The sequence below is a fragment of the Allosphingosinicella sp. genome (assembly GCF_036403745.1).
Taxonomy (GTDB): Bacteria; Pseudomonadota; Alphaproteobacteria; order Sphingomonadales; family Sphingomonadaceae; genus Allosphingosinicella.
The window spans coordinates 18,439-42,601 of record NZ_DASWQI010000031.1 but is presented as its reverse complement, the minus strand read 5'-3'; the positions used below and the strand labels follow the sequence as shown (position 1 = coordinate 42,601).

The 24,163-nt window shown below is 68.1% G+C and carries 25 protein-coding genes; 13 read left to right on the top strand and 12 right to left on the bottom strand.

Going from position 1 to position 24,163, the window contains the following annotated elements:
- Positions 1-378: 378 nt before the first annotated feature.
- Positions 379-1,140, top strand: coding sequence for an alpha/beta hydrolase (locus VGC56_RS04000; protein WP_464123423.1), 762 nt, complete (start codon positions 379-381; stop codon positions 1,138-1,140).
- A gap of 21 nt (positions 1,141-1,161) precedes the next feature.
- Here the strand turns inward: VGC56_RS04000 and VGC56_RS03995 are convergent, their stop codons facing one another.
- The 3 genes from VGC56_RS03995 to VGC56_RS03985 all read right to left on the bottom strand — a co-directional run bounded on the left by VGC56_RS03995 (position 1,162) and on the right by VGC56_RS03985 (position 2,622).
- A complete protein-coding gene (locus VGC56_RS03995) occupies positions 1,162-1,839 on the bottom strand; it encodes an Abi-alpha family protein (RefSeq protein ID WP_464123422.1) in 678 nt (225 codons plus the stop codon).
- A gap of 100 nt (positions 1,840-1,939) precedes the next feature.
- The gene (locus VGC56_RS03990; RefSeq protein WP_464123421.1) at positions 1,940-2,329 is read right to left on the bottom strand and encodes a helix-turn-helix domain-containing protein; all 390 of its coding nucleotides are present in this window, start codon (positions 2,327-2,329) and stop codon (positions 1,940-1,942) included.
- Positions 2,326-2,622, bottom strand: coding sequence for a type II toxin-antitoxin system HigB family toxin (locus VGC56_RS03985; protein WP_464123420.1), 297 nt, complete (start codon positions 2,620-2,622; stop codon positions 2,326-2,328). Before VGC56_RS03985 ends, VGC56_RS03990 begins: the two co-directional genes overlap by 4 nt.
- Positions 2,623-3,537: 915 nt before the next feature.
- On the opposite strand from VGC56_RS03985, the gene VGC56_RS03980 reads away from it, so the two are divergent.
- From VGC56_RS03980 to VGC56_RS03960, 5 genes are all read left to right on the top strand, one after another.
- Positions 3,538-4,236, top strand: a complete 699-nt coding sequence (locus VGC56_RS03980) for a hypothetical protein (protein ID WP_464123419.1) — start codon at positions 3,538-3,540, stop codon at positions 4,234-4,236.
- Positions 4,233-5,552, top strand: a complete 1,320-nt coding sequence (locus tag VGC56_RS03975) for a terminase large subunit domain-containing protein (RefSeq protein ID WP_464123418.1) — start codon at positions 4,233-4,235, stop codon at positions 5,550-5,552. The genes VGC56_RS03980 and VGC56_RS03975 overlap by 4 nt, the downstream gene beginning before the upstream one ends.
- Before the next feature lie 115 nt (positions 5,553-5,667).
- Complete coding sequence (locus tag VGC56_RS03970) at positions 5,668-5,802, top strand: hypothetical protein (protein ID WP_464123417.1); 135 nt, start codon at positions 5,668-5,670, stop codon at positions 5,800-5,802.
- 81 nt (positions 5,803-5,883) lie between these two features.
- The gene (locus tag VGC56_RS03965) at positions 5,884-6,321 is read left to right on the top strand and encodes a hypothetical protein (RefSeq protein WP_464123416.1); all 438 of its coding nucleotides are present in this window, start codon (positions 5,884-5,886) and stop codon (positions 6,319-6,321) included.
- A gap of 58 nt (positions 6,322-6,379) precedes the next feature.
- Positions 6,380-6,727, top strand: coding sequence for a hypothetical protein (locus VGC56_RS03960; protein WP_464123415.1), 348 nt, complete (start codon positions 6,380-6,382; stop codon positions 6,725-6,727).
- 41 nt (positions 6,728-6,768) lie between these two features.
- Here VGC56_RS03960 and VGC56_RS03955 read toward each other — a convergent pair whose 3' ends face one another.
- Positions 6,769-7,215 carry a hypothetical protein gene (locus tag VGC56_RS03955; protein WP_464123414.1) on the bottom strand — a complete coding sequence of 149 codons (447 nt, stop codon included), beginning with the start codon at positions 7,213-7,215 and terminating at the stop codon, positions 6,769-6,771.
- Between the two features lie 81 nt (positions 7,216-7,296).
- The gene (locus VGC56_RS03950) at positions 7,297-7,587 is read right to left on the bottom strand and encodes a hypothetical protein (RefSeq protein WP_464123413.1); all 291 of its coding nucleotides are present in this window, start codon (positions 7,585-7,587) and stop codon (positions 7,297-7,299) included.
- A gap of 109 nt (positions 7,588-7,696) precedes the next feature.
- On the opposite strand from VGC56_RS03950, the gene VGC56_RS03945 reads away from it, so the two are divergent.
- A complete protein-coding gene (locus VGC56_RS03945) occupies positions 7,697-8,182 on the top strand; it encodes a hypothetical protein (protein WP_464123412.1) in 486 nt (161 codons plus the stop codon).
- 34 nt (positions 8,183-8,216) lie between these two features.
- Here the strand turns inward: VGC56_RS03945 and VGC56_RS03940 are convergent, their stop codons facing one another.
- Positions 8,217-9,128 carry an HNH endonuclease gene (locus VGC56_RS03940; protein WP_464123411.1) on the bottom strand — a complete coding sequence of 304 codons (912 nt, stop codon included), beginning with the start codon at positions 9,126-9,128 and terminating at the stop codon, positions 8,217-8,219.
- Positions 9,129-9,184: 56 nt separating this feature from the next.
- Positions 9,185-9,472: a hypothetical protein gene (locus VGC56_RS03935; protein WP_464123410.1), complete on the bottom strand. Its 288-nt coding sequence runs from the start codon at positions 9,470-9,472 to the stop codon at positions 9,185-9,187.
- 172 nt (positions 9,473-9,644) lie between these two features.
- Between VGC56_RS03935 and VGC56_RS03930 the strand changes: the two genes are divergently transcribed.
- The gene (locus VGC56_RS03930) at positions 9,645-10,904 is read left to right on the top strand and encodes a glutamate carboxypeptidase (RefSeq protein WP_464123409.1); all 1,260 of its coding nucleotides are present in this window, start codon (positions 9,645-9,647) and stop codon (positions 10,902-10,904) included.
- A 15-nt stretch (positions 10,905-10,919) separates the two neighbouring features.
- Here VGC56_RS03930 and VGC56_RS03925 read toward each other — a convergent pair whose 3' ends face one another.
- Positions 10,920-11,561 (bottom strand): DedA family protein, encoded by a 642-nt coding sequence (locus VGC56_RS03925; RefSeq protein WP_464123408.1) that lies wholly within the window; start codon positions 11,559-11,561, stop codon positions 10,920-10,922.
- An 89-nt stretch (positions 11,562-11,650) separates the two neighbouring features.
- Complete coding sequence (locus VGC56_RS03920) at positions 11,651-16,933, bottom strand: beta strand repeat-containing protein (RefSeq protein ID WP_464123407.1); 5,283 nt, start codon at positions 16,931-16,933, stop codon at positions 11,651-11,653.
- Positions 16,934-17,092: 159 nt separating this feature from the next.
- Between VGC56_RS03920 and VGC56_RS03915 the strand changes: the two genes are divergently transcribed.
- Positions 17,093-18,310 carry a hypothetical protein gene (locus VGC56_RS03915; RefSeq protein ID WP_464123406.1) on the top strand — a complete coding sequence of 406 codons (1,218 nt, stop codon included), beginning with the start codon at positions 17,093-17,095 and terminating at the stop codon, positions 18,308-18,310.
- A 20-nt stretch (positions 18,311-18,330) separates the two neighbouring features.
- Here VGC56_RS03915 and VGC56_RS03910 read toward each other — a convergent pair whose 3' ends face one another.
- Positions 18,331-18,678, bottom strand: coding sequence for a hypothetical protein (locus VGC56_RS03910; protein ID WP_464123405.1), 348 nt, complete (start codon positions 18,676-18,678; stop codon positions 18,331-18,333).
- A gap of 9 nt (positions 18,679-18,687) precedes the next feature.
- Positions 18,688-19,134 (bottom strand): hypothetical protein, encoded by a 447-nt coding sequence (locus VGC56_RS03905; RefSeq protein ID WP_464123404.1) that lies wholly within the window; start codon positions 19,132-19,134, stop codon positions 18,688-18,690.
- Between the two features lie 143 nt (positions 19,135-19,277).
- On the opposite strand from VGC56_RS03905, the gene VGC56_RS03900 reads away from it, so the two are divergent.
- Positions 19,278-19,679 carry a hypothetical protein gene (locus tag VGC56_RS03900; protein ID WP_464123403.1) on the top strand — a complete coding sequence of 134 codons (402 nt, stop codon included), beginning with the start codon at positions 19,278-19,280 and terminating at the stop codon, positions 19,677-19,679.
- 152 nt (positions 19,680-19,831) lie between these two features.
- On the opposite strand, the gene VGC56_RS03895 is transcribed toward VGC56_RS03900, so the two are convergent.
- Positions 19,832-20,824 (bottom strand): cation diffusion facilitator family transporter, encoded by a 993-nt coding sequence (locus tag VGC56_RS03895; protein WP_464123402.1) that lies wholly within the window; start codon positions 20,822-20,824, stop codon positions 19,832-19,834.
- 358 nt (positions 20,825-21,182) lie between these two features.
- Here VGC56_RS03895 and VGC56_RS03890 point away from each other — a divergent pair, with 358 nt between their 5' ends.
- The 3 genes from VGC56_RS03890 to VGC56_RS03880 all read left to right on the top strand — a co-directional run bounded on the left by VGC56_RS03890 (position 21,183) and on the right by VGC56_RS03880 (position 24,137).
- A complete protein-coding gene (locus VGC56_RS03890) occupies positions 21,183-21,938 on the top strand; it encodes a DUF2334 domain-containing protein (protein ID WP_464123401.1) in 756 nt (251 codons plus the stop codon).
- A 106-nt stretch (positions 21,939-22,044) separates the two neighbouring features.
- The gene (locus VGC56_RS03885; RefSeq protein WP_464123400.1) at positions 22,045-22,986 is read left to right on the top strand and encodes a hypothetical protein; all 942 of its coding nucleotides are present in this window, start codon (positions 22,045-22,047) and stop codon (positions 22,984-22,986) included.
- A complete protein-coding gene (locus tag VGC56_RS03880; protein WP_464123399.1) occupies positions 22,983-24,137 on the top strand; it encodes a glycosyltransferase in 1,155 nt (384 codons plus the stop codon). The genes VGC56_RS03885 and VGC56_RS03880 overlap by 4 nt, the downstream gene beginning before the upstream one ends.
- Positions 24,138-24,163: the final 26 nt, after the last annotated feature.

The following is a 24,163-nucleotide window of genomic DNA, read 5'->3' as shown; positions in this document are numbered from 1 at the left end:
AAGCGACGTCGCAGCTCGCAAGGAGCAAAGCCTTCGCAACTAGACGTGAGTTTCATTTCTCGTTCCGTGCGGGAGAGCGCTCTAATCTACGAGAAGCTCCCTGAATGGCTGACTTCCTCGAAACGGGAGGAAGGACGATCTTTGGATCCACCCAAGCATCACGAGTATCGCGTGTGGTTTGCGACTAACAGGAGGCCCAAGGATGCCGACGAAGTTGGAAAGGGGTTCTCTGCTGCAAGGGATAAGCATCTCTACCTTGGCTGTTGCGACGTGCAGGTCCCAGAGTCCCACCGAATTGGTTCGGTAGGATCGTCGGCGCTCCATCGCCTTCTCACCTGGAACGATGATCGTCTTCGCATCAGGCGGATCACTCCCCTTGTGGAGGATCGATTCTGGGATAGCGTTGCGCGTCAGCTACGGGAAATCGAGCCAGGTGGTCGACACGCCGTCGTATTCATTCATGGGTACAACGTCTCGTTTGATGAGGCAGCAGTCCGTGCCGCTCAGATCGGTGTCGATCTGGGAATAGGCACAATGGCATTTTTCAGTTGGCCGTCGCGAGGCGCACGAACGCGTCGAGCCTACCAGTCCGACGGGCAGACGATCGCGGCTAGCGAGGGAGCAATCGCGGATTTTCTCGTCGACTTTTCAAGGCGAAGCGGGGCAGACGCCGTCCATCTGATCGTTCACAGTCTAGGTAACCAAGGGGTTTTGGGTGTTATGAACCGGATTGTCGCCGATGCCGAGCGGCGCACATGTTGTAGATTTGGTCAAATCATTCTTGCTGCCGCGGATGTGGATGCCGATACGTTTGCGTCCTTAGCTGATGCGTATCGGCAGCTATCTGTTAGGACGACGTTGTATGTATCTCGACGTGATCTTGCACTTCAAGTATCCGCTTGGTTCTCAGAGTATCCCCGGGTTGGTCTATATCCACCGGTAAGTGTGTTTAATGGCATTGACACCATTTGTGTCTCCGATGTTGACCTGACTTGGCTGGGACATGGCTATGTAGCTGAAGCAAGAGATGTCCTCCAGGACATGCATCGGCTTATCTTCAGTGGAGCCCATCCACCACGCTTCGGGATGAAGGCAAGGAAGAACGACGAGGGCCTTATGTATTGGGAGGTCTCCGGCTAGCGATTGTCAAGCCTTGAGCTCTCAAGACGAGGGCCGGGTCAGTGGCGTTGATTCTCCGGGCGATATGGTCGGCGCGTTGCATGCCCTGAAGAGCGAGGAGCCACGTTCGGTTGCCGTGAGCTCCGCGGCCGCAGTCCACGACTCGCGACCCAGAAACTCTGCTTCTCGGTGAATGAGATCGAATCGGCGCTCTATTACGCCAAGAGACATCAAATGCTCGATCGACAGCCAACTGGCTTCACCCAACTCATCCTTGGCGCGTCGCCAAAGGTCGTACTCGGGGAAGGAGGGGTGTTTCTCAGGGTCATCACGCGAAAAGAACCAGTGGAAAGCCTTCGCGTCGGATGGGGTGAAGTGCGTGAGAATCTGCAGGTGGCGACGGTCTGAAGCATCCTCATCGCCGGAGGCCGCGCGTGCTAGAAGCCGCGCGAAGAGTACCTGAATTTCTTCTTCGTCCTGCTTTGTCGCCTCCTCGAACCAAGCCAGGGCATAGCGCTCCGGGATCTGAGCGTGCCTGAGCCTCAGACCCATGGTTTCAAGCTCAGCGGTCACTGCCCTTTGAAGTGAGGCAGCATTTTTCACACGCCATACAGCCACTCTATCGCCGATGAGGGCGCACCAAGCATCGGTGAGGGTGTTGCCGAATGGCGCAAGCGCCTGACGCGCGGTTTGCACGATGCTTGTTACATCTAAGGGCATCACTCACATTCCTACGACGGAAACCCTGTACGGTCACTGAGTCGGCGTCACGGTGCTTGGCGGCTGCTCTGGACCGTTGCTGAGCGGATTAAAGGCAGCCTCACGCCGCCTCGCTGCGCCGCAGCGGATAGGGCCGGACCAGCACCTCCGCCGGCAGGCCCAGGTTCGCCTGCAGCCGCCGGATCATCTCCAGCGTCAGCGGGCGTTTGCGGGAGAGGATTTCGGAGACCCGGCCGCGGCTGCCGATCATCGGCTCGAGCGCGGCGCGGTCGAGGCCCCTTTGCTCCATCACGAAATCGAGGAGCGAAATGGGGTCCGGCGCCTCGATCGCGTGGTGCTCGGCCTCCCACGCCTCGACGAGCGTAACGAGGACGTCGAGCCGGTCGCCTTCCGGGGTGCCGGGCTTTGCCGTCATCAGGCGCTCGACTTCCGCCAGCGCGACCTCATGATCCTGCGCGGTGCGAATGGGGCTCACTTCGACCATGGTCATATTTCCTCGATGTTCAGCCGATCATATTCCGCGTGGGTTCCGACGAAGCACACGTAGACGGTGTAGAAGTCGTAATTGATCCACGCGACGAGCCGGTACTTGTTCCCGGCGATGTTGAAGACCACCCGCTCGCCGACGGCGCTGGCGCTGCCGAACTGCGCCTTCAGCTCGGCGAAATGGCTCCATGAGGCCTCCTTCACGACCGCATACCAGGCCTTGAGCGGCTGTTCGCTCTCGGCGCGACCGGGAATCTCCCAATGGTCGCGCAGCCGCTTCAACGCGATGACCCGCATCTCAATTGTGTACCATGATCCCAAATTGGGAGCAATGTCCGATTCGCGGTTCGACGAGTCGACGGAGGCAGGTGGCATGTACTTGCTGCGGAGGATCTGGCACGCCAACCGGGACTGAGGGTGCCAGGACTGCCGGTGCCAGGCCAGGACTGCCGGTGCCGGACTGCCGGTGCCAGGCACGTGCCAGGCACGTGCCTGGCACGTGCCTGGCACCACACGCAGGCGAGCCGCATGCGCCGCCGCGCCGAGTCGGTATCTGAACCCGCGGAATTCCGCCAGAAATAGGAATTATTCCTATTTGGCACTTTGCGCTTGACATTCCCCTTAGCTTGTGGAACATATAGGGGGCGGATGGGACTCGCTCCCGGAGCACTGAAGGGTCGGCTGCTTCGTTGCGTTTGCCGCGGGGCGGGCCGGCTTCTTTGCGTCCGGGGCGCGGGCAGGTGACGAGAGGAGGCTGCGGTGGGGCGGCGGGCTAGGGCGGGGTGGCGGAAGGACTTTTTGAAGGCGCTGGCGCGGACCGGGAATGCGGGGTGGGCGGCGCGCCGGGCTGGGGTGGACAAGCAGACGGCCTACACGCTTCGGCAGCGGGATTGGGGGTTTGCGGTCGAGTGGCGGTGGGCGAAGCTGTTTGCCGACGGGCGGGTGCGCGGGGACGGGGTCGGGAACGGGCGTTTCGAGATGTGCTGGACGCGGAAGATCGCGCGCCACGGGGGCTGTCCGCCTGGGTCTGCCGCCCCGCTGCCGAATACCCCTCCACCAGGCAGAGCCTGGTCATGCTCGGGTGCAGACGGCCCCCGGCCGTCCGGAGCCCGTCCGGGGGACGGGCGGCCCGAGCATTCCCCACCTGGCGATGGGGAGGCACAACGAAGCCCGTTCGTCCTGCGCTTCAACAAAAGGGAGGGGGCGCAGCTGGTGCGGGCGGGGAAAGGGCGGTGGTCGGAGCGGACGCGGGGGCTGTTTCGCGCCGGGCTCGCGGAAACCGGCAACGTGCGGGCGGCGGCGGCGCTCGCCGGCATCTCCACGACGGCGCTCTACCGGCGGCGCAAGCTTTATCCGATGACCGAGGCCGAGTGGGATGCGGCGCGGGAGACGGGCTGCCGGAACGTGTCGCTCCTCCTCATCGAGGCGGCGGAGGCGGCGCTCGACCCGGCCATTGCGGCGGAGGCGAAGGCGAACCTGCCCGAGCTGTCGGTGGCGGACGCGATCGCGGTGCTGCGGCTCCACCGATTCAATGAGGCGGGGGCGCCGACCCATGTGGGCGAGCGGAACGCGTCCCGGGCGCGGGGGCAGGCCGTCGAGGACATGCCGATCGAGGCGGTGCGCGCGGAGATATTGCGGCGCGTCGAGGCGATCCGCGTGCATGAGGCGCGGGAGGAGGCGGAGGACGACAGTGAGGCAACCGTCCCCGAAGAAGAGGGGCAGTTACATAACTTTTCCCGGACGGAAGAGGCCGAGGATCATGCGCAAATCCGCGCAGGCCTCGACCGGTCATCCCTCCACCCCCTTCGCCCCGCGGCTGCTGCGCAGCCGGTTCCTGCCTTCGACATGTCCCCCGGACATGCCGAGCCGCCTGCACCCCCCTCCCCATCTGGCGATGGGGAGGCAGAATGACGGCGGCGCGGGCGGACTTTGTGCGGGCGCTTGCGGGGCTGCCCACCGGCGAGGCCGAGGCGCTGCTGGAGGCGCTCGGCGAGGCGGAGCTGCGGCGGATGTTCGTCGACTGGCGGGCGTGGGCGCATGGCGGGCAGGCCGCGCCCGACGGCGATTGGCGGGTGTGGGTGATGCTGGCCGGACGCGGCTTCGGGAAGACGCGGGCGGGGGCGCAGTGGGTGGAGGCGTTCGCGCGCGCCAATCCCGGCGCCGCGATCGCGCTGGTGGCGGCCAATGTCGACGAGGCGCGGCGGGTGATGATCGAGGGGCGCAGCGGCCTGCTCGCGCTGCCGCGGGTCGGGCCGCCGCCAAAGTGGCAGCCGAGCCTCAGGCGGCTGCGGTTTGCGAGCGGCGCGGAGGCGAATATCTATTCGGGCGCGGACCCGGAGGGGCTGCGCGGGCCCGAGCATCATCTCGCCTGGTGCGACGAGCTCGCGAAATGGCGCCGGCCCCAGGAGACGTGGGACAATCTCCAGCTCGGCCTCCGCTGCGGGACGCGGCCCCGCACCCTGGTGACGACGACGCCGCGCGGGGTGGCGGCGCTCGGCGCGATCCTCGGCGAGGAGGGGGTGGTGCGGACCGGCGGCGGCACGGCGGACAATCCCTTCCTGGCGCGGGCGGCGGTGGCGGCGCTGCAGCGGATGCACGGCGGCACCCGGCTCGGGCGGCAGGAGCTGGAGGGGGAGTGGATCGAAGCGGTGGACGGCGCGCTGTGGCCGCCCGAGCTCATCGCGGCGTCGCGGGCGGAGGCGCCGGTGGCGCGCGAACGGCTTGTCCAGGTCGCGGTGGGGGTGGACCCGCCGGCGGGGGAGGATGGCGCGGCCTGCGGTATCGTCGTGTGCGGGCTCGATATTGAGGGGAATGGCTATGTCCTCGCCGATCACAGCGTCGGCGGGCTCTCGCCGGAAGGGTGGGCGCGCAAGGTCGCGGCGGCGGCGGAGGCGCATGGAGCGACGCGGGTGGTGGCGGAGGTGAACAATGGCGGGGCGATGGTCGAGGCGGTGCTTCGCGGGGCGGGGCTGCGGATCAAGGTGCGGTCCGTCCATGCCAGCGAGGGCAAGGCGGCGCGGGCGGCGCCGGTCGCGGCCTTGTTCGAGAGCAAGCGGGCGACATTCGCGGGCGCCTTTCCCGCGCTGGAGGCGGAGCTGGCGCGCCTCACCTGGCGCGGCACCTATGAAGGGCGCGGATCGCCGGACCGCGCCGATGCGATGGTGTGGGCCATGAGCGACCTCATGCTCGCCAAGCCACGCGCGGAGCCGCGGATCCGCAGCCTTTGAGGCGGCGACCGAGGCCCGCAGGACCGCGCTCCTGGAGAACGCGCGGCAAGAGATCGGATGATGGCGGTTTGCTTCCACCGATTGCGGAGCTTCCGGTTCGTGCTAGCGTGACGGGATGGGAAACGAGGATCCGTGGTTCGTGCTGGTCGGAGGAGCGATTGCGCTTCTGATCGTCGCCGCTGTCCTGTTCATCCCGATTAAGATCGTTCAGCTGATTGCCCGGCGGCGGCGCAGCGACGATCGCAATTGAGCGTCGGCTTGCCCGCCGTTGCGAACACTCGGATGATGGCGGCGAGGTAACGGCATGGGCGCGGCCGATCAGAGAGTGAGGATGACGTGGCCGCCAGTGCCTGTCCTGGCGGTGATCGTCGGTCTCCTGGTGCTAGTTCCGCTGGGCTCATGGCTGCTCGTCGCTTTGCGCGACTGGGGGTATGGCGGCTCGCCTGCCGCCGTGCTGGACGGGCCGTATTTGTGGGGCGTGCTGCTGCTCCGTCTCGCGGGGGCAGTGCTTCTGGCCCTCCTCCTCGTGTTCGTCAGGAAGCCGGCGAGCGTGTGGATCGCGGTGACGAGCCTGTGGCTGGCGGGACCTCCGCTGCAGATGCTCCTGACAGGAATTGTCTTATTGTCCGCAAGCGCCGGGCAGCAATCCCTGCCGCCCTTCCCGCTCCGCCTGCTGCTGTGGTGGAGCATCGGGCCGGCGGTCGCGACCTTGTGCCTGCTGGGATTTCGATCGTCGCGGAAGGCCTACGGGATTTCCTCGAACCCGTGAATAGGTCCGCTTCCGCTTTGGGTGGAAGGCGGGCGCCCAGTGGCTTACCCTGCGGGCCATGAGCGCGGATACCGTCACCTTATGGCGGCCGGTCGGGCCGGCCGAATTGCGCCTCATCGAGGAGGCGGGGATGGCGGCGTTCCCACCGCGCCTCCCCGGGCAGCCGATCTTCTACCCGGTCACCACCGAGGACTATGCGGTGAAGATCGCGCGCGACTGGAATGTCCCGCAAAGCGGCTCGGGCTTCGTCACGCGGTTTCGGGTGCGGCGCGACTATCTGGCCGGCTACGACGTGCAGGACGCTGGCGGCAGGGCGCACCGGGAATATTGGATACCGGCCGAGGAGATGGACGCCTTCAACGCCGAGATCGTCGGCCCGATCGAAGTGGTGCGCGCGTTTCCGTGAACGTCCGCGGTGGCCGGCAAGAGGAACCTCAGCCCACCGCCTCACGCAAAGGGGTCGAACCAGCGGTCGGTGGGCTGTCCTCGCACAAGCAGGGCGATTTGAGCCATGCCCCCCAGCGCGAAGGCTGCGATCAGGAGCAAAGTCGCCGGCAGGCGGTGAATGGAATTGGCGGCGATCAAGGTCATGACCAGCAGCGGGACATTGACCGTCACCAACAGCCGGTCGCCAGGTAGCAATTCCCAGCCGGGCAGCCTCGACGAGCGGCCTTTCTCCCGAGCTTGCGTCCGCCGCCGGGCATTCAAGGCGGAAACCGCGCGTTGAAAGCGCTGGTCGGAAACGCAGACCAGGAACATTGCGGCGGCGGCCGCGCCCACGACCATCGCAGCGATGCCGATCAGGCGATCGTCGACAGCATCCAGAAACAGGTTCGCCACGGCAAGAAAGAGCGACCCGACCCCGACGGCGGCGATGGGCAGCCGCAGACGCATGGCAAGCCGCGTCGCAAGAACATCAGTTCCCATCCAACCAAGCTGCTCGAAAGGCAGCGCGTCCGCAACGGGGGCAGCCAACTACATGAGCATCCGGCCGCCCCATGCCCAGACGATCGCGCCTAAGGCGATGACGAGAAGGACGCATGCCCCAGAGGTGAAAAGCGGCCGGGCCCGGTTCGTCGCTGCGGCTTTCCAGGCGAAACAGGCACCGACCGCGAGCGGCAACGGCGCCGCCACGAGAGCGGCAGCGCTCCACTTTGCAGGCGCTTCGAGGTCGAGCCACCCCAGGCCGACATAAGCCCCCAGAGCCGCCGGAATGAGGGCGATGGTACACAGGCCGCACATCAGCCGGGCGGACAGTCGCAGCATTGGCCTCCCATAGCGGTTCCTTGGCCGCCCCATTGCGGAAACTTCGCCGGCGTGGGACTTCTTTTCGCAACGGGATGCGGGGAACGCCGACGTGATGGGCAAGGATGTCATGTCTGGAGACGCCGCGGCGCGCGAGGCACTTCCTGCCGCGCCTTCATGGGAGGAGGCACGGGAGATGATGGGCCAGGCCGACATCGTCTCTTTCCTGGCCGCGCACGGAGTCGAGCCGCTCGGCGAATGGCGGCCGGGAGAGCCGTTATTGTATGTCGTCGAGGACGGGTATCGCACCGACACCCACCATTATGGCGACATGCCGCGCCGGCTGCGTCCGAGCGTCGCGCGCCTCGACAATCCCGACAGCGTTCAGTCGCGGGACCGCGCGGTCGACAGGCACGGCGTGTGGACGGAGGTGTTCAAGATCGTCAACGAGAGCGGCGGCCAGGTCGACTATTATGCGATCGATCCGGACACCCATGCCGTGACGTTCATAAGGTCCAGCGCGTCGAAGCGCGACAAGACCTATCCTTATGTGGCGCCGGGAAACCTGTTGTTCCGCGCCAGCGACGAGCTGTTTCCGAAGTCGGTGACCCGCTAGGCCGCGCGCCGTCAGCCCCGCGAGAGGCCGCACGTCAGGACTTGAAACAATGCGCCCGGTGCCACGCCAGATAGGCGGGGTGCGGCCTGTGCGCCGGGTTGGCCGGCACCGCCGCCCGGCGCGTCTTGTTCACCAGCCCCCAGACGCTCTCCGCATCGTTGACCTGCCGCGACACCAGCACCTCCAGATCGTCGAAGAGACTGATGAGGCCGCGGTCGAACATCCAGTGCGCGGTGCCGGAGAGGGCGATGCCGTTGGTGACGTGATCGGGCCCGTTCGCTTCCACAGGCTTGATGTGCGCGGCGTGGACTTCGGCGCGGCCGCCGCCGTTGATGAACTTGAGGCCGGTCACGGCGCAGCGGCAATCGTAGGCGTCGAGGATGACCCTGCGGAAGACGCGGTCCCGCACGGCGCGGTTGGTGAAGGCGGCCACCCGCTCGCGTTCCTGGTCGAACAGGAAGGGCGTACGGTCCTCCGCCACACGGCTGATCGCCGGTACGTCGGCGCGGGGAAGGATGGGCTCCTCGTCGGGGATGCCGCGCTCGAGGATGCGGTTGAAGTCCTCGATCGAGATCGGACGCACCGCCGCCTGGGCGCGGCCCGAAATGCGGCCCTGCTCGTTGAGGACGCCCCGTTCGACCACGCCGTCTCGGTCGGAGAAGGGCACCGCTCGCTCGAAGGGAAGGTAGCTGCCCGGCTCGATCAGCGCGACATGCATTCCCGGCGCGGCGGGATCGGGGATGATGCGCTCTACGCGGGCGATCGCGTAATAGCCCTTCGCGGTTGGTCCGCGGCGGGGCTCGTAATAGACGATCCAGTCGCCGACGAACTGCCCCGCGCGGCTGAGATATTGCTGCGGGAACTGGTACCGTTCGGCTGGCCGGTCGTCGTAACGAGAGTCCTCGCGATGCAGGAAACGCCTCTCGTCACACCCTCTCCTTCGCACTGGGAAGAAGAGGCTAGCACAGCGTCCCAGGCGGGCAACGTCTTTCCCGGCCGCGGTCAGCCCCGCAGCATCTGCCAGAGGCAGCCCACGCCGATGAAGGTCGATACGGCGATGAAGGCGCCGAGCGTCCAGCGCAGGGTGGTGCCCGGCTCCTCGAGACGAGACCACAGGACGATGGTGCCGGCGACGGCGGCGAGTTGAAGGATGCCGCGGACCGCGAGGGCGATGGGGGTGCCGCCGAGAGGGAGGTAGAATAGGAACGCCACAGCGATGGCCGCGACGACGCCCGCGAAGGTGCCGACGTCGGTGCGGATCGGCCAAAGGATGTCGTCGTCGTCTCTCATTGGGTCGGCGTTTCGTTAGTCCGTGGCGTGGGCGCGTCCGTGGCCATGTGCGGACGATGGCGTGCCGCAGCCGGGGCCGCAAGCGCGCGGCGTGCGGGCGGCTTTCGTCAGGCTCTGGCGGGTGGAACGGCACGGCCCTATTACCGACGCCGAACGAGGTTGGAGGGCGGGAATGCGGAAGCTTTCAGGATTTGTGCTGGTCGGCGTTGCGGGGCTGCTGGCGGGGGGAAGCGCGCTGGCGGCGCCGGCTGCGGGGGCGCGCGATGCGCGGCTGTGGGCGGAGGCGCAGGCGGCGCGCGAGGGGCAGGTGGCGCTGCTGCGCGAGGTGGTGAATATCGACTCCGGGACAGGCGACGTCGCCGGCGGCGCGAAGGTGCAGGATGTGGTCGCCGCGCGGCTGCAGGCGCTCGGCATGGCGGTGACGCGGGTCAAGGCCGAGGCGCCGGACCTGCCCGACAATCTCGTCGCGACGATCGAGGGCAACGGCAAGGCGCGCATCCTCCTCATCGGCCATGTCGATACCGTGTTCGGCCCCGGAACCGTCGCGCGGCGGCCGTTCCGGATCGAAGGCGACCGCGCCACCGGCCCCGGCGTCTCGGACGAAAAAGGCGGCGTGGTCGAGGGCGTGGTGGCGCTCGAGATGCTCCACAAGCTTGGCTTCAAGGACTTCAAGCGCATCACCTTCCTCATTGAAACCTCGGAGGAGCGCGGCTCGCCGGGGACGCAGGCGCTGATCGGCCGGCTGCTCACCGATGCCGACGTCGAGTTCAATCTCGAGCCGGGCGATTCGCCGGACATGCTCACCGTCTGGCGCAAGGGCAGCGCGACCTACCATATCGACGTCAAGGGCCGGGCGGCGCATGCCGGAGTCGCGCCGCAGGACGGCCGCAACGCGGCGACCGAGCTCATCCACCAGATCCAGGCCGACGACGTCTTCCCGCATTCCGGCGCCGGGCTGACCGCCAACCTCACCGTAATGAGCGCGGGCACGCGGGCCAACATCATCCCTGAGGATGCCGCGGCGCAGATCAACGTGCGCGTGCGCGACCGGGCGGATTTCGACCGGGTGCAGCGGACCTACGAAGCGAATGCGCGGACGGTGCAGGTGCCTGACACGACAGTGACGGTGAGCCGCGAGCGCGCCTTCCCGCCGCTTCCCGACAATCCGGCGACGGCGGCGCTCGCCGATCGGGCGGCGCGCATCTATGCGGGGCTCGGCATGACGCTCGGGCGCGGCGGCAATGGCGGGGCGTCGGAATCGGCGCTGGCGGCGGATGCCGGGGTGCCGGCGCTCGACGGGCTCGGACCGGTCGGCGGCGGCTTCCATTCGGACGGCGAGTATCTCGACATGCGCACGCTGACGCCGCGCCTCTATCTGCTGGCGCGGCTGATCATGGAGGTCGGTGCCAACCCGCCGCCGCGGCTGCGCTGAGGACTAGGCTGAAGCTCAGCGGCAGCCGTCGGCTTCCGCCTCCTCGGCGAGGATGCGCGCGAGCGTCTGCTTTTCGTAGCGGTGGGCGCTGAACAAAGCGAAGGCGATGCCGACGCCGACGAGGACGAGGAGCCCGATGGCGATCGGCCCCTCGACCTTGCTGACCCGGTCTCCGAACACATAAGCGGCGGTGGCGAAGCTCGCCGCCCAGGCGAGGCCGCCGGCGGCGTTCATCACGGCGAAGCGCGGCCACGGCATGCGGTTGGCGCCGGCGAGCAAGGCGGCGAGCACGCGGAGCAAGGCGACGAAGCGGCCGAAGAAGACGATCTTGCCGCCGTGGCGGCGGAAGAGATAGCGGCCGATCTTCAGCCGGTCCTCGGTGATGCGGACGTGGCGGCCGTAGCGGGCGAGGAGGCGGAAGCCGAGGGTGCGGCCGATCCAATAGCCGCACGTGTCGCCGGTAACGGCGGCGGCGAAGGCGACGGCGATCACCTCCCAGAGCTGGAAATGCCCGGTCGCGCCGGCATAGAGCGCGGCGCTGACGAGGGCGGTCTCGCCCGGCAGCGGCAGGCCCATGCTCTCCAGCATGACGATGCCGAACAGTGCCCACAGGCCGTAGGCCGTCATCAGCTGGTGGAAGAGCCCATGGTCGATCACCCGCCCCTAACGCCGGAGCGGGGGGCTCGGGTCAAGGGCCCGGGGGTCAAGGGCGGGTTGGGGACAGTCGCCGTGACCGTCCCCTCCCCTCAGAGCACGAAGTCGGTGTTCACCAGCGGGTGGTTGTTGGCGGTGGTGACGAGCAGGGTGAAGTCGGCCGTGCCGTCGCCGTCCAAGTCGCCCTGGACGGTCCAGACGCCGTTCGCGAGGTCGGCGCGCAGCTCGCCCGCATGGTGGCCGAAGGCGTTCGCGCCGATCCAGGCGAAGGCCTGGTCCCCGGCCTGCGTCGAGTCGGCGTCGATCTGCGAGAGGTCGATTTTGTCGCCGGCGTCGAACTCCAGGATATGGTCCGTCTTCGCCGCCGTCGACTGCGCGGCGTCGGTGTAGAGGAAGACGTCGTTGCCCGCGCCGCCGGTGAGGGTGTCGGCGCCAAGGTTTCCGTAGAGCGTGTCGTTGCCATGGCCGCCGGTGAGCGTGTCGTCGCCGGTGCCGGAGAGGATGCGGAAACTCCCGTCGGTCTCGGCCGACCCGTCGAACACCAGGTTCGTGACGACGGGTGTGCCGAAGATGGTGAGGAGCTTGCCGGCCGCCACCGCCGCGTCGTTGGTGACGATGTTGTAGACGGGATCGCCGGCGTAGAGGACGATGGTCTGGATGTTGGCGAAGTTGCCGCCGAACGTTCCGAGCGCGGAGCTGCTCGAGAAGTCGTAGCTGCCATCGAGGCCGAGCTGGTTCTGCCCGCCGCCGCCGCCGTCGACATGGTCGGCCTGAGTGAACTTGCCGGGGCCGAAATAGAAGCCGTCGCTTGAGGACCCGCCCTTCAAATTGTCGGTGCCGAGACCGCCGTACATGACGAAATAGCCGTGGGTCTCCGCCGAGCCGTCGAAGGTGACGTTCTCGCCGGCCTGAAGGTTGCCGGCGTAGATCGCCATCTTCTGGTTGGTGGCGAGATTGCCGTCCGACCATGTGATGTCGTAGCCGACGGGACCGCCGAGGCTGGTCATGATGCTCAAGGTCTCGACATTGACGAGCTGGCCCGCCGTGATCGTCAGCTTGTTGGCCCCGGTATAATCGCCGCGGATGCCGACCGTGTCGGCGCCCGCGCCGCCGTCCACTGAGTCCCCGGCCCCGAACGCCGCCCCGAACGAAAAGGCGTCGGTGCCGCCGCCGCCGGACGCCTTGTCGGCGCCGCCCTGGGAGAGGTCGAAGAAGTCGTTGCCGTCTGAGGCGGCGACGTTGTCATTGCCGGTGCCGCCGGTGAACGTCCAGTTGCCGGTGCCGACATAGGTCAGCTTCTCGACGTTGGCGGGCAGGACGTAATTGGCGATCGTGGTGCGGACCTCGTCGGTGCCCTCGCCGGCATTCTCGATGACGATGTCGTTGGCGTCGTCGACATAATAGACGTCGTTGCCGGTGCCGCCGGTCATCGTGTCGGCACCGGTGCCGCCGTCGAGCACGTCGTCGCCCGCTTCGCCGTAGAGGGTGTCGGTGCCGGCGCCGCCGAAGGCGGTGTCGTTGCCGGCGTCGAGGTGGACGATGTCGTCGCCGCCGTTCAAGGTGGCGCGATCGTCGCCCGCGCCGGTCTTGACGTCGTCATTCCCCTCGCCGGTGGTGATGTCGATCTTCTCCACGTCGAAGAAGGACACGCTGCGGCCGAGGCCGTCGCTATAGCCGTAGGCGGGGCCGTCTCCGGTTTCGCTATAGGTGAGCAGCGTCGTCACCCGGCCGGTCGTCTGGGAATAGTCGACGACCAAGGTGTCGGTGCCGGCGTCGCCATAAGCCAGGACCCTGCCGGGGAGACTGACGAGCAGGCGATCGTTGCCGTCGCCGCCGTTCAACCGGTCCCAGCCGCCGGCACCGTCGAGCACGTCGTCTCCGCCGAGGCCGGCGATCCAATTGTCGAGGCCGTTGCCGGTGAGGGTCTGCGCGGTGTCGGAGCCGCCGAGATTCTCGACATTCGCGGTGAGCGTGTAGGCCGCGAGCGTGGTGCGGACGGTGTCCTTGCCCTCGCCGGCCTGCTCGACGACGAGATCGCCGACATTGTCGACGGTGTAGAGGTCGTCGCCATTGCCGCCGGCCATCGTGTCCGCGCCGAACTGGCCGTCGATCGTGTCGGCGAGGCCGCCGCCCTTGATGCTGTCGTCGCCCCGGCCGCCGGAGACGGTGAAGGCGACGTCGGAGCGCGCTGAGCCGTCGAAGCTCAGCGTCTCGTTGGCCGCGAGCCCGGCACCGGCGATTTCCAGCTGGCCGGTGGCGCTGACGAAATCGCCGGCGACGATGGTATATTGGTTCGGGATCGGCGAATGGTCGACATAGGCATCGTGGCTCCGCAGGTTGAGCCGCTCGATGTTGCGAACGTTCGCGCCGAGGACGAGGTTGTTGTAGACGCCGGCGAGCGCAAGCTCGTCCGCTCCGGCACCGCCGTCGACGACGTCGCTCGCGTCGAACGCGGCGCCGAAATCGATGCTGTCGTTGCCGCCGTTCGCATAGACATGATCGCTGCCGCCCGAGGACGCGATGATAGCGTCGTTCGCGTCGCCGGCCGCGATCACGTTGTCGAGGGCGTTGCCGACCAGGAACTGGCCGGTGGCCGAAAGGCCGGTGAGGTTCTCGACGTTCGCGCCGAGGATGTAGCCATAGGTGGTGAAGCGGACCTCGTCCGTACCCTCCCCGGCCTGTTCGGTGACGCTGTCCTGGTCGCTGTCGACATAGTAGACGTCGTTGCCCTTGCCGCCGGCCATCGTGTCCGCGCCGGTGCCGCCCCTGATGACGTTGTCGAGGTCGTTGCCCGTAAGCGTCTGGCCGGTGGCGGAGAGGCCGGTGAGGTTCTCGACATTGAAGCCGAGCGTGTAGCTTGCCAGGCTGGTCTGGACCTCGTCGGTGCCGGCGTTCGCATCCTCGGCGACGGTGACGCGGGAATCGTAGATCCGGTAGGTGTCGTTGCCGGCGCCGCCGTTCAAGACCTCGGTCCCGAGGCCGCCGATGAGCAGGTCGTTGCCCGCCTCGCCGTAGAAATAGGAGGCATATTGATAGGTGGCGGCGGTGGCATCGATGACGTCGTCGCCATCGCCGCCCCAGACCGCGAACGTGGTCGCGCCGGCCTTGATGACGTCGTTGCCGCCCCGGCCGTAGAGCACCGCGCCGCCGACGGCGTGCGCGTCGATGACGTCCGCATAGGCGCTGCCTTCGACGTTGCCGACCCGTTCGATGCCCGTGATCGTGCCGCCGCCGACACTGATGCTGCCGCCGGACGCGAGCGGCGTGAAATCGACCGTGACGCCGGACAGCGCACCCATCAGGCTGAGCATCAGCGAATCGGTGCCGCTGCCGCCGTCGACATTGTCGCCATAGCCGGCGGAGATGATATCGTCGCCGGCGCCGCCGTTCAGGGTGTCGACGTCCCGCCCCGGGTCGAAGGTGAGCAGGTAGGTGGGGACGGCCGCACCGGCATAGGGATCGCCGAAGATACCGGCGTTCAAGACGTCGTTGCCGTCGCCGCCGTTGATCGTGTCGGCACCGTCGAGGCCGTAGATGTTGTCGTCGCCGCCGCTGCCATCCAGCAGGTTCGCGCCCTGGCTGCCCTGGATGAAATCGCCGAGGGCGCTGCCGGTGACGTTCTCGATATTGTAGACGATGCCGGTGTTGCCGTAGCCGTCGCGCAGCGTCTGCCCTTCGAGGTTGACGGTCCAGCCGGCGGTCATCGCCGGGGCCATCACGACCGTACCGGGGCCGCCTGCGCCAGGCTGGTAGAATTGGCCGGCCGCGCTCAGCGTCAGCATGTCGATGCCGTCGCCGCCGTCGGCGATCGCGGCGGCGCCGCGCAGCATGAGGAAGTCGTCGCCGCCGATGCCGTAGAGCTTGTCCCCGGTCTCGCCCATCAGGCCGTTGGCGTTGTCGTTGCCGAAGAAGGTGTCGGCGTAGGCGGTGCCGGCGCCGAGCGATTCGATGCCGGTCATCGTCTCGGAATTGCCGAAGCCGTCATTGTAGACGATGTTGGTGCGCAGGTCCGCGACGGCGCCCTGCGTGGCGCCGGCCTCGAAGAAGCTCAGCTGGTCGCCGACGAGGGTGGAGGGATTGACGCCGGTGTCGGCGCCGCCGTCATAGCTGTCGACGCCCGCGCCGCCGCGCAGATAGTCGTTGCCGTCGCCGCCGTAGAGCTGATCGTTGCCGGCATCGCCGTGCAGGATGTCGTCGTCGGCGTCGCCGTAGAGCGTGTCGTTGCCGGCTTCCCCGTAGAGGACGTCGAACCCGGCGCCGCCGTGGACCACGTCGTCCCCCGCCCCGGCGCCGATGAAATCATCCCCGCCCAGACCGTTGATCGTGTCGTTGCCGACGGTGCCCGAAATGTCGTCGTCGCCTTCGGTGCCGGTGATCGGCCCGGCGCCCGGATTGGAGACGATCTGGAGCCCTGAGGGGCTGTTGACCGTGAAGAAATGTCCCGTCGGATCCAGCAGGACGGCGTCGTCGGATCCGTAAAAATAACCGGGCCAGGCGCCCGCTTCGAAGCCGAGGGGAATGGTGGCGACGGTGTGCCAGTCGATCGTCGAAACCTTGTCGATCGTGTCGGTGCCGGTGTTGAGCACATAGAGGAAATCATGCGCGGCATCGAACGTCATGCCGAGGACGTTCCCGTTCTGCCATTCGGGATGCAGCGCATCGAGATTGGCCACGAGGTGGAGCGCGCCGTCGTAGATGTTGGTCGAGTTGGTCGTCGTCTGCGCGATGAGGGCGCCGTCCATGCTGATTGCCTGGGCGCCGTAGTTGAAGCTGGAGCCGGACGTGCTCGCCGTGATGCCGCTGCCACGCGTGTAGAGATCGAGCTGGGCGTTCGAGATGTCGGCTTCGCCCAACAAGGCCTTCGATCCGTCCGGGACCGGGGTCAGCCAGCTGTCCTGGCTAATTATCCTGCCCTGATCCGTGAAGGACCCGGTCGTCAGATCGAGGAGCTTGGGTGTCGTCCAGCCGGACCAGCCGGGGAAGATCCGCTGGGTCAGCAGAACCTGGCCCGAGTTCAGCACGCCGATGTCGGCGAAGGTGTAGTCGTCGAAATTGCTGCCGGTATTGTAGAGGTAGGTGTGCGCGGATCCGGTCGACAGATCGACCTTGTAGGCCGCGACGGTATAGGTCGGGTAATCGTTGGGGTGGTCGGTTTGCGAGACCGGCGTGTCTTCCACCACCATCATGAAGGTGCCGTCTGGCGAGAGGTCCATCGCACCGAGGTCGGTGCCGATATGCCAGGCGTGGATGAGGGCCCCCGTCGCCGTCGAATAGGCGCGCAAATAGCCGTCGTCCGAGGAGGTGTAGACGGTCCTGCCGTCGTTGCTGATCTGGACGTCCGCCGGCTTGGCGGTCGTCACCTGGAAGGTCGACATGGTGGGGAAACCCTTTTGCCCGTAGTTGGGGGACAATTCGCATATCCGCATCCGGGGGGAAAGATCCTAAATTCAAGCCGTTATGGGCGCATTCGCCCCGATGTCCGGCGCTACCGCGTCGGGACGGCTGCCGCTATGGGTGCGCGAAAAGGGGAGAGAATGATGCTTCACGTCATGCGCATCGCAGCGGCTGGGGCGCTCAGTTTGGCCGGGCCGGCCTCGGCCGCGGCGCCGGTGCCCGCGCAGCAGGAGGCGGACGGCTACACACGGTACGAGTTGCTGGCGCCGGGATCGGGCAAATTCCGCATCATCTACGAGATCAGCGCCGTGGCGCCGGGGGCGGCGGCCTATTGCAACCCGATCCGGCCGGGCAGCGTCGCCACCGACGAGCGGGTGACCGACCGGGCGACCGGCAGGCCGCTCAAATGGTCGGTGGTCGATGCGGCGGCGGCAGCGCGGGAGTGCGGCGTCCGCGACGCCGAGCCGGGCCTGCGCTTCATCGAGGTGACGCTGGCGCGGCCGGTGCCGGCGGGCGGCGGCGAGGCGCGGGTGCTGATCGACAAGACCTACCTGGATCCGAAGAGCTATTTTGTCGCGCCCACCGGCGAAATCGTCTTCGACCGGCCGCTCGGGGTGAAGCGCAACGCGGTTGTGCTGCCGGCAGGCTATGTGCTCGCCGCCTCCAATTATCCGGCGCAAATCCTCGAGGAAGGCGGCCGGGTGGTGGTCAGCTTCTGGAACGTGACGCCGGCGCAGGCGCCGCTGCGGATCGTCGCCCGCCTCGCGCAGGCGGCGGTGGCGGCGAAGGTGCTGGGAGCCGAGGAGGAACGGGCGCACCAGAGCCGCAAGATCGTCTATTATCTGAACCCGCCCGAGACCCACAGCTTCGCGCTGACCCACGATTATACCGAGACGCGGCCCGGGGTGGCCACCTACGTCAACATCGTCCGGGCCGGGAGCACAGTCGCGAACCCGTCCGCGACCAACCTCGACACGGGCGATGCGATCGCGCCGACTTTCATCTCCGGAGCGGCGGTGAAGGCGGCGGAGCCGGAGGCGACCGACATCGGGCCGGACACGAAGGCCGTGCTGTTCCGCTTCCGGCCGGTGGCGGCGGGCGAGAGCCTGCGGCTGCGCATCGCCGAGACCTATACGGATGCGGGGCGCTACGGGCTGCAGGCGGACGGCAGCCTCTTGTGGGAGCGCGGGCTCGGGCGGGCGGAGAATGTCGTCGTGCTTCCGGCGGGATGGATTCCGGTGTCGAGCAATATGCCGTGTACGGTCGAGACGCAGCCCGACGGGCGCGTGCGGCTTACCTACATGAACCCGCGGCCCGACGAGCTGGCGGTGCGGCTGGTGGCGCGGCGGGTCCGCTGAGCCCTATTGCCCGCTGAGCTCTATTGCAGCGTCACCTTGACCACGTTGCCTCGGTCGCTGCGCACGGTCTCGGTGCGGCCGGGAATGAAGGGCGCGGTGTGCGGCCAGCATTCGCGGGGATGGTCGCCCCAGATGTAGCAAAGGTTACCGTCGCCAAACTCCCACTGACCGACCGTCGACTTGCCGTTATAGCGGGCTTCGACGCTGCCGTCGGGGCGGAGGAACAGGGTGCTGACCTGCCCGGAGGCGGCCTGGACGGAGATCGGCCGGCCGACGAATTCGGGCATGCGGCCCTCGCGCGGGGTGACGCAGCCGGCGAGGGCAAAGGCAGCGGCGAGCGGGAGGAGGAGGAGGTGCTTGCGGGTCATCGCGCCCCCCTACCCCCGCTCGCCGGTCCTGACCATCTCCCGGTCGTATTGGACGCGGGTGACGATGCGGCGCTCGAACCGGCGCTCGAAATGCGGGCCGTTCGACGCGGCCGGGGCCTGAATGCAGCGATCGGCGATGCCGCCGCCGCAGGGCGGATAATCGTTGGCGGCGACGACGATTCGATTGCCGTACCTGCCGCCGTAGCGCGGGCCCATCCGGCCCTCGGCGTAGCGGCGGGAATTGCGGCCCGGCCCGAAGCGCTCGTTCATCGCGAGGTTGCGCGGGCTGGCGACGCCGCGTTCGTAAAGCTGGATGCAGCGGTCGCGGACGGTGCGCGAGCAGGCGGGATAGCCGCGCGAGGCGGCGCCCGGGCCGTCCATTCCGTCCATCGGCGGCGGCGAGGCGCCGAGGAGAGCGACGCCGGCGGTGGCGGCGAACAGCGAAAGCATCTTCATGGGACGGCCTCCCTCACATCATTTCGCGAAAGCGCGACTCGAACGCGGCGTCCCCCGTTGTCGTTCCGAAATGAGGTTTTGGAAAGGCGAGGTTCATCCGCGGGTGCGGAAAAGGCTCCGGCGCGACACGGGATTGAGAGAATATGAGAGTTTCGACGGCCATGGCAGCGGCGTTTCTGGCGGCGGCGGGCGCGGCATCCGCCGCAGCGCCGGTGTCGGACTCGGGCAAACGCACGGTCAACGTCACCGTCTATGGCGACGATCCGTGCCCCAGAGGCTCGGACGGCGAGATCGTCGTCTGCGCGCGCCGCACCGACAATGAGCGCTATCGAATCCCCAAGGAATTGCGCAAGCGCGAGGAGCAGCCGTCGGAGACGAGCTGGGCGGCGCGGATGCGCGGCCTCGAGGAGGCCGGGCGCTCCAGCATGCCGGGAAGCTGCTCGGCGGTGGGAAGCTGGGGCCAGACCGGCTGCTTCCAGCAGATGATCCGCCAATGGAGCGCCGCGCGCGCGGCGGCCCGCAGCGAGGCGGCGAACCAGCCTTAAACCTAGTCCGCCCCGTGAGGCGCAGCCTCATGGGGAGGGGGACCGCACGAAGTGCGGTGGAGGGGCCTTCTCGAACCCCGCTAGGCCCCTCCACCGCGTTTCACGCGGTCCCCCTCCCCATCGGCTTTGCCGACGGGGAGGACGAGAAGCCCTTAGCAGACGTGATTGGGCGAGACGGCGCAGACCGGGTGGTCGCCGACCTCGATCTGGATGGTGGCGTGGGGGATGCCGAAGAGGTCCCGCAGCGCGTCGGAGATGGCACCGACGAACGGGTCGCCCGGGAAGCCGCCGGGCATGACGAGGTGGGCGGTGAGCGCGACCTCGGTGGTGCTGACCGGCCAGATGTGGAGATCGTGGACCTTTGCGACGCCGTGCTGGCTGGCGAGGAAGGCGCGCACGCCGGCATGGTCGACGCCTTCCGGCACCCCGGCCAGCGACATGAACACCGCGTCGCGCAGCAGCCCCCAGGTGCCGGCGACGATGATGCCGACGATGGCGAGGCTGACGATCGGATCGAGCCACAGCCAGCCGGTGAAGAGGGTGACGGCGCCGGCGACGGCGACGCCGGCCGAGATGGCGGCGTCGGCGGCCATGTGGAGGAACGCGCCCTTGATGTTGAGATCGGACTTGCGGCCCGAGACGAACAGCAAGGCGGTGAGCGTGTTGACGACGATGCCGGCGAGCGCGACGCCGATCACCATCGGCTCGCGCACCGGCTGCGGCGCGGCGAGGCGCTGCGACGCCTCGACGCCGACGATGGCCATCGCGAAGAGCAGGAAGACGGCGTTGAACAGGGCCGCCATGATCGAGCTGCCCTTGAGGCCCCAGGTGAAGCGGTCGGTCGCCTTGAGGCGGGTCAGCATCGTCGCCACCCAGGCGACGGCGAGGCCGAGCACGTCGGAGAGATTGTGGCCGGCGTCGGCGAGGAGCGCCATCGAGCCGGCGACGATGCCGGCCCCCGCCTCGACCGCGACGAACAGCAGGTTGAGGCCGATGCCGATGGCGAAGGCGCGGCCGAAATCGGGGGCGTGGTGATGGTGGTGGCCGAGACCGTGGCTGTGGCCGTGGGCATGGCCATGCGCGTGCCCATGCGCGTGGTCGTGCCCGTGCTGGTGCCCGTGCTGATGAAGGTCGGTCGCGGACATCGAACGGGCGTCTCTTTGGTGGCAGGTGCGGCGCCCCGCCCCTGCGGCGGCCGCTTGCCGGGCAATCTGGCGGCATATGGGAGCCGAAACAAGCCCTTGGGCGGTTGTGCGGGGCAACGGACGCGGCGCCCGCCTGGGCGCATAGGAGTGGACACGGCCTTACAGATTGTTCACTGGCTCCCCCTCGTGCGTTCGTCTAGGCCGGGGGGCCTTCGAGGCGACCACAAAGGGGCCCGGCACAGCCGGGGGAGGGCGGGTATTTCCTGCCGAGACGAGAACCAGGCCGCGACGCGCGGCCCGTGTGCGCCCGCTCCGGCGGCCGCTCGCCATGTGGCAGGACGAAAGCCGACCGATTGCGATGCGTGACAGGGCGACCCGAAAGCTATTGCTGTCGATCCACGACGTGACGCCGCGCTTCGACGCGACGGTGGAGCGGCTGCACGACCGCCTCTGCCGCCTCACCGGCACCAACCGGATGGCGATGCTGGTGGTCCCCGACCATTGGGGCGAGGCGCCGCTCGCCAACGACCCGGGCTTCGGGGCCAAGCTGCGCGCGTGGGCCGACCAGGGGGTGGAGATGTTCCTCCACGGCTGGTTCCACCGCGACGATTCCAGCCACGCCGGCGCAGGCGCTTCGTTCAAGGCCAGGCATATGACGGCGGGCGAGGGCGAGTTCCTCGGCCTCAGCCGCGAGGAGGCGCAGAGGCGGCTCTCGGACGGGCGCAAGCTGGTGGAGGACGTGATCGGCCGGCCGATCGCCGGCTTCGTGGCGCCGGCCTGGCTCTACGGCGAAGGCGCGAAGGCGGCGCTGCGCGACGAAGGCTTCGCCATGGCCGAGGACCATTTCCGCGTCTGGCGGCCGCGCGACGGGGCGGTGCTGGCGCGCGGGCCGGTGATCAGCTGGGCGAGCCGAAGCCGCAACCGGCGGTTGAGCTCGCTTGGCTTCGCGGCGCTGGCGCGGACGGCGCTGAAGCCGCTGCCGGTGGTGCGCATCGCCCTCCACCCCGGCGACGCCAATTACCAGGCGCTGCTCGACAGCATCGATCGCACCGTGAAATCCTTTGCGCGCAGCCACTTGCCGGCGCGGTACGGAGATCTCGCATGCGCGGCCTGACCATGCTTGGGGTTGCGCCGGGCGCGCCCGTCCTTAACTGTGTTCCGGGGCGGGACAGCGGGGCGGGGACGAGATCATCGCAAGCGACGACCAGGACGGCGGCGAGATGAACGCGCGGACCCTCGAGGCTCCGGCGGTCGGGGCGGACTACGCGCCCATCGCCGGCGAGCCCGCGCCGCTCATCGAAGGCACCGGCAAATGGGGCCGCTGGCTGAGCCTCGGCTTCTCGGCGGCGATCCTGCTGGTCATCGTCATCGAGCTGCGGCGGCTCAATTTCATCACCGTGCTCGGCCTCATCCCGGTCAGCGCCGCCTTCTGGGCAACCTTCGTCGCTTATTATTTCTCGCCGGTGATCGGCGACTGGATCATCTACCGCCACCTCTGGCGGCTGCCGCGCATCGCCTTCGTGCCGCTGATGCGCAAGTTCGTCTCGAACGAGCTGCTGCTCGGCTATTCGGGCGAGGTCTATTTCTATTCCTGGGCGCGGAAAAATGCGCGGCTGCACGCGGCGCCGTTCGGTGCGGTGCGGGATGTGTCGATCTTGTCCGCGGTGGCCGGCAACGGGCTTACCTTCCTGATGGTCGTGGTTCTGTGGCCGATCATCCGCAGGCTCTCCCTGAGCGGACCGGTGTTCAACTGGTCGCTGCTGGCGCTGGCGGTGAGTTCGCTCGGCATCGTACTGCTGCAGCGGCGATTCCTCAGCCTGTCGAAGCGGGAGCTGCGCTTCGTGCTCTCGATCCAGTCGCTGCGGATCTGCGTCACGACCTTCCTCGGCATTCTCCTGTGGCAGATCGCCTTGCCGGCGCAGCCTCTGATCCTGCTCATCGTCTTGGGTGCGCTTCGCCTCCTCCTGTCGCGCCTTCCGTTCCTGCCGAACAAGGAAGCCGCCTTCGCGGCCGGCATCCTGCTCCTGCTCGGCAAGCACGACCAGGTCACCGTCGTCGTGACGATGGTCGCCACCGTCGTCGTCCTTGCGCACATCCTCGTCGGACTGATACTCTCCGCGCTGGATTTTGCCGGGCTGCAGCATCGGGGGGTGCGGGCATGAAGATCGTCGACGTCTGCGCCTTTTACGCACCCCAGGGCGGAGGCGTGAAAACCTATGTCGAGCAGAAGCTCGCCAACGGCCCGCGCCTCGGCCACGAGATCGTCATCGTCGCGCCGGGCGACGAGGACCGCTCCGAGGCGTTCCCCGGCGGCGGGCGGATCGAGTGGGTCAAGTCGCCGCAGCTGCCGGTCGACCGCCGCTACCGTTATTTCGACGACGAGGCGCGGCTCCTCGCCCGCGTCGCCGCCGAGAAGCCGGACCTGATCGAGGCGTCGTCGCCGTGGCGGAGCGCCAGCCAGGTGGGCCGCGCCTTTCCGGGCGTGCCGCGGGCCTTGTTCATGCACGCCGACCCGTTCGCGGCCTACGGCTATCGGTGGCTGGGGGAGTTCGCCAGCGTCGAGACGATCGACCGCGGGCTCGAATTCGGCTGGCGCTACATGCGCAATCTCTGCGCCGCCTACGACGTCGTCGTCTGCCCCAGCGAGGGGCTGGCGGAGCGACTGATCGCGCAGGGCATTCGGAACGTGGTGACGGTGCCGCTGGGGGTCGAGCCGGGGCTGTTTTCGCCGACCTTGCGCGATCTCGAGCTGCGCCGCCGCATGCTGGCGCATTGCGAACTGCCGGAGGATGCCACCCTGCTGCTCGGCGTCGGCCGCTTCTCGCCGGAGAAGCGCTGGCCGATGGTGGTCGATGCGGTGACCGCCGCCGGGCTGCAGCGGCCGATCGGCCTCGTCCTCGTCGGCGACGGCCCGCAGCGGCGGCGGGTGCGGCGGCAGGCGCGCGGCAACCCGCACATCTTCCTCGCCGCGCCGATGCGCGACCGCCCTGCCCTCGCCCGGCTGATGGCGAGCGCCGACGCCTTGGTGCACGGCTGCGACGCCGAGACCTTCTCGCTGGTCGCCGCCGAAGCGGTCGCGTCGGGCTTGCCGCTGATCGTTCCCGACCGCGGCGGCACCGCCGACCATGCGGCGCGGAGCGGCGGCCTCACCTACGCCTCCGCCAGCGCGCAGGATGCGACGCGCGCGATCCTCGAGTTCGCGCAAGGGCCGCGCCCGGCGCCGCGCGGCCATGCCCGCACCATGCCGGAGCATTTCGACGCCCTCTTCGCGCTTTACGCGCGAACGGCGCCGGGGCATCGGCACGCCGCCTGAGGCTGGTAAGCCGGCGACTGGTTCGG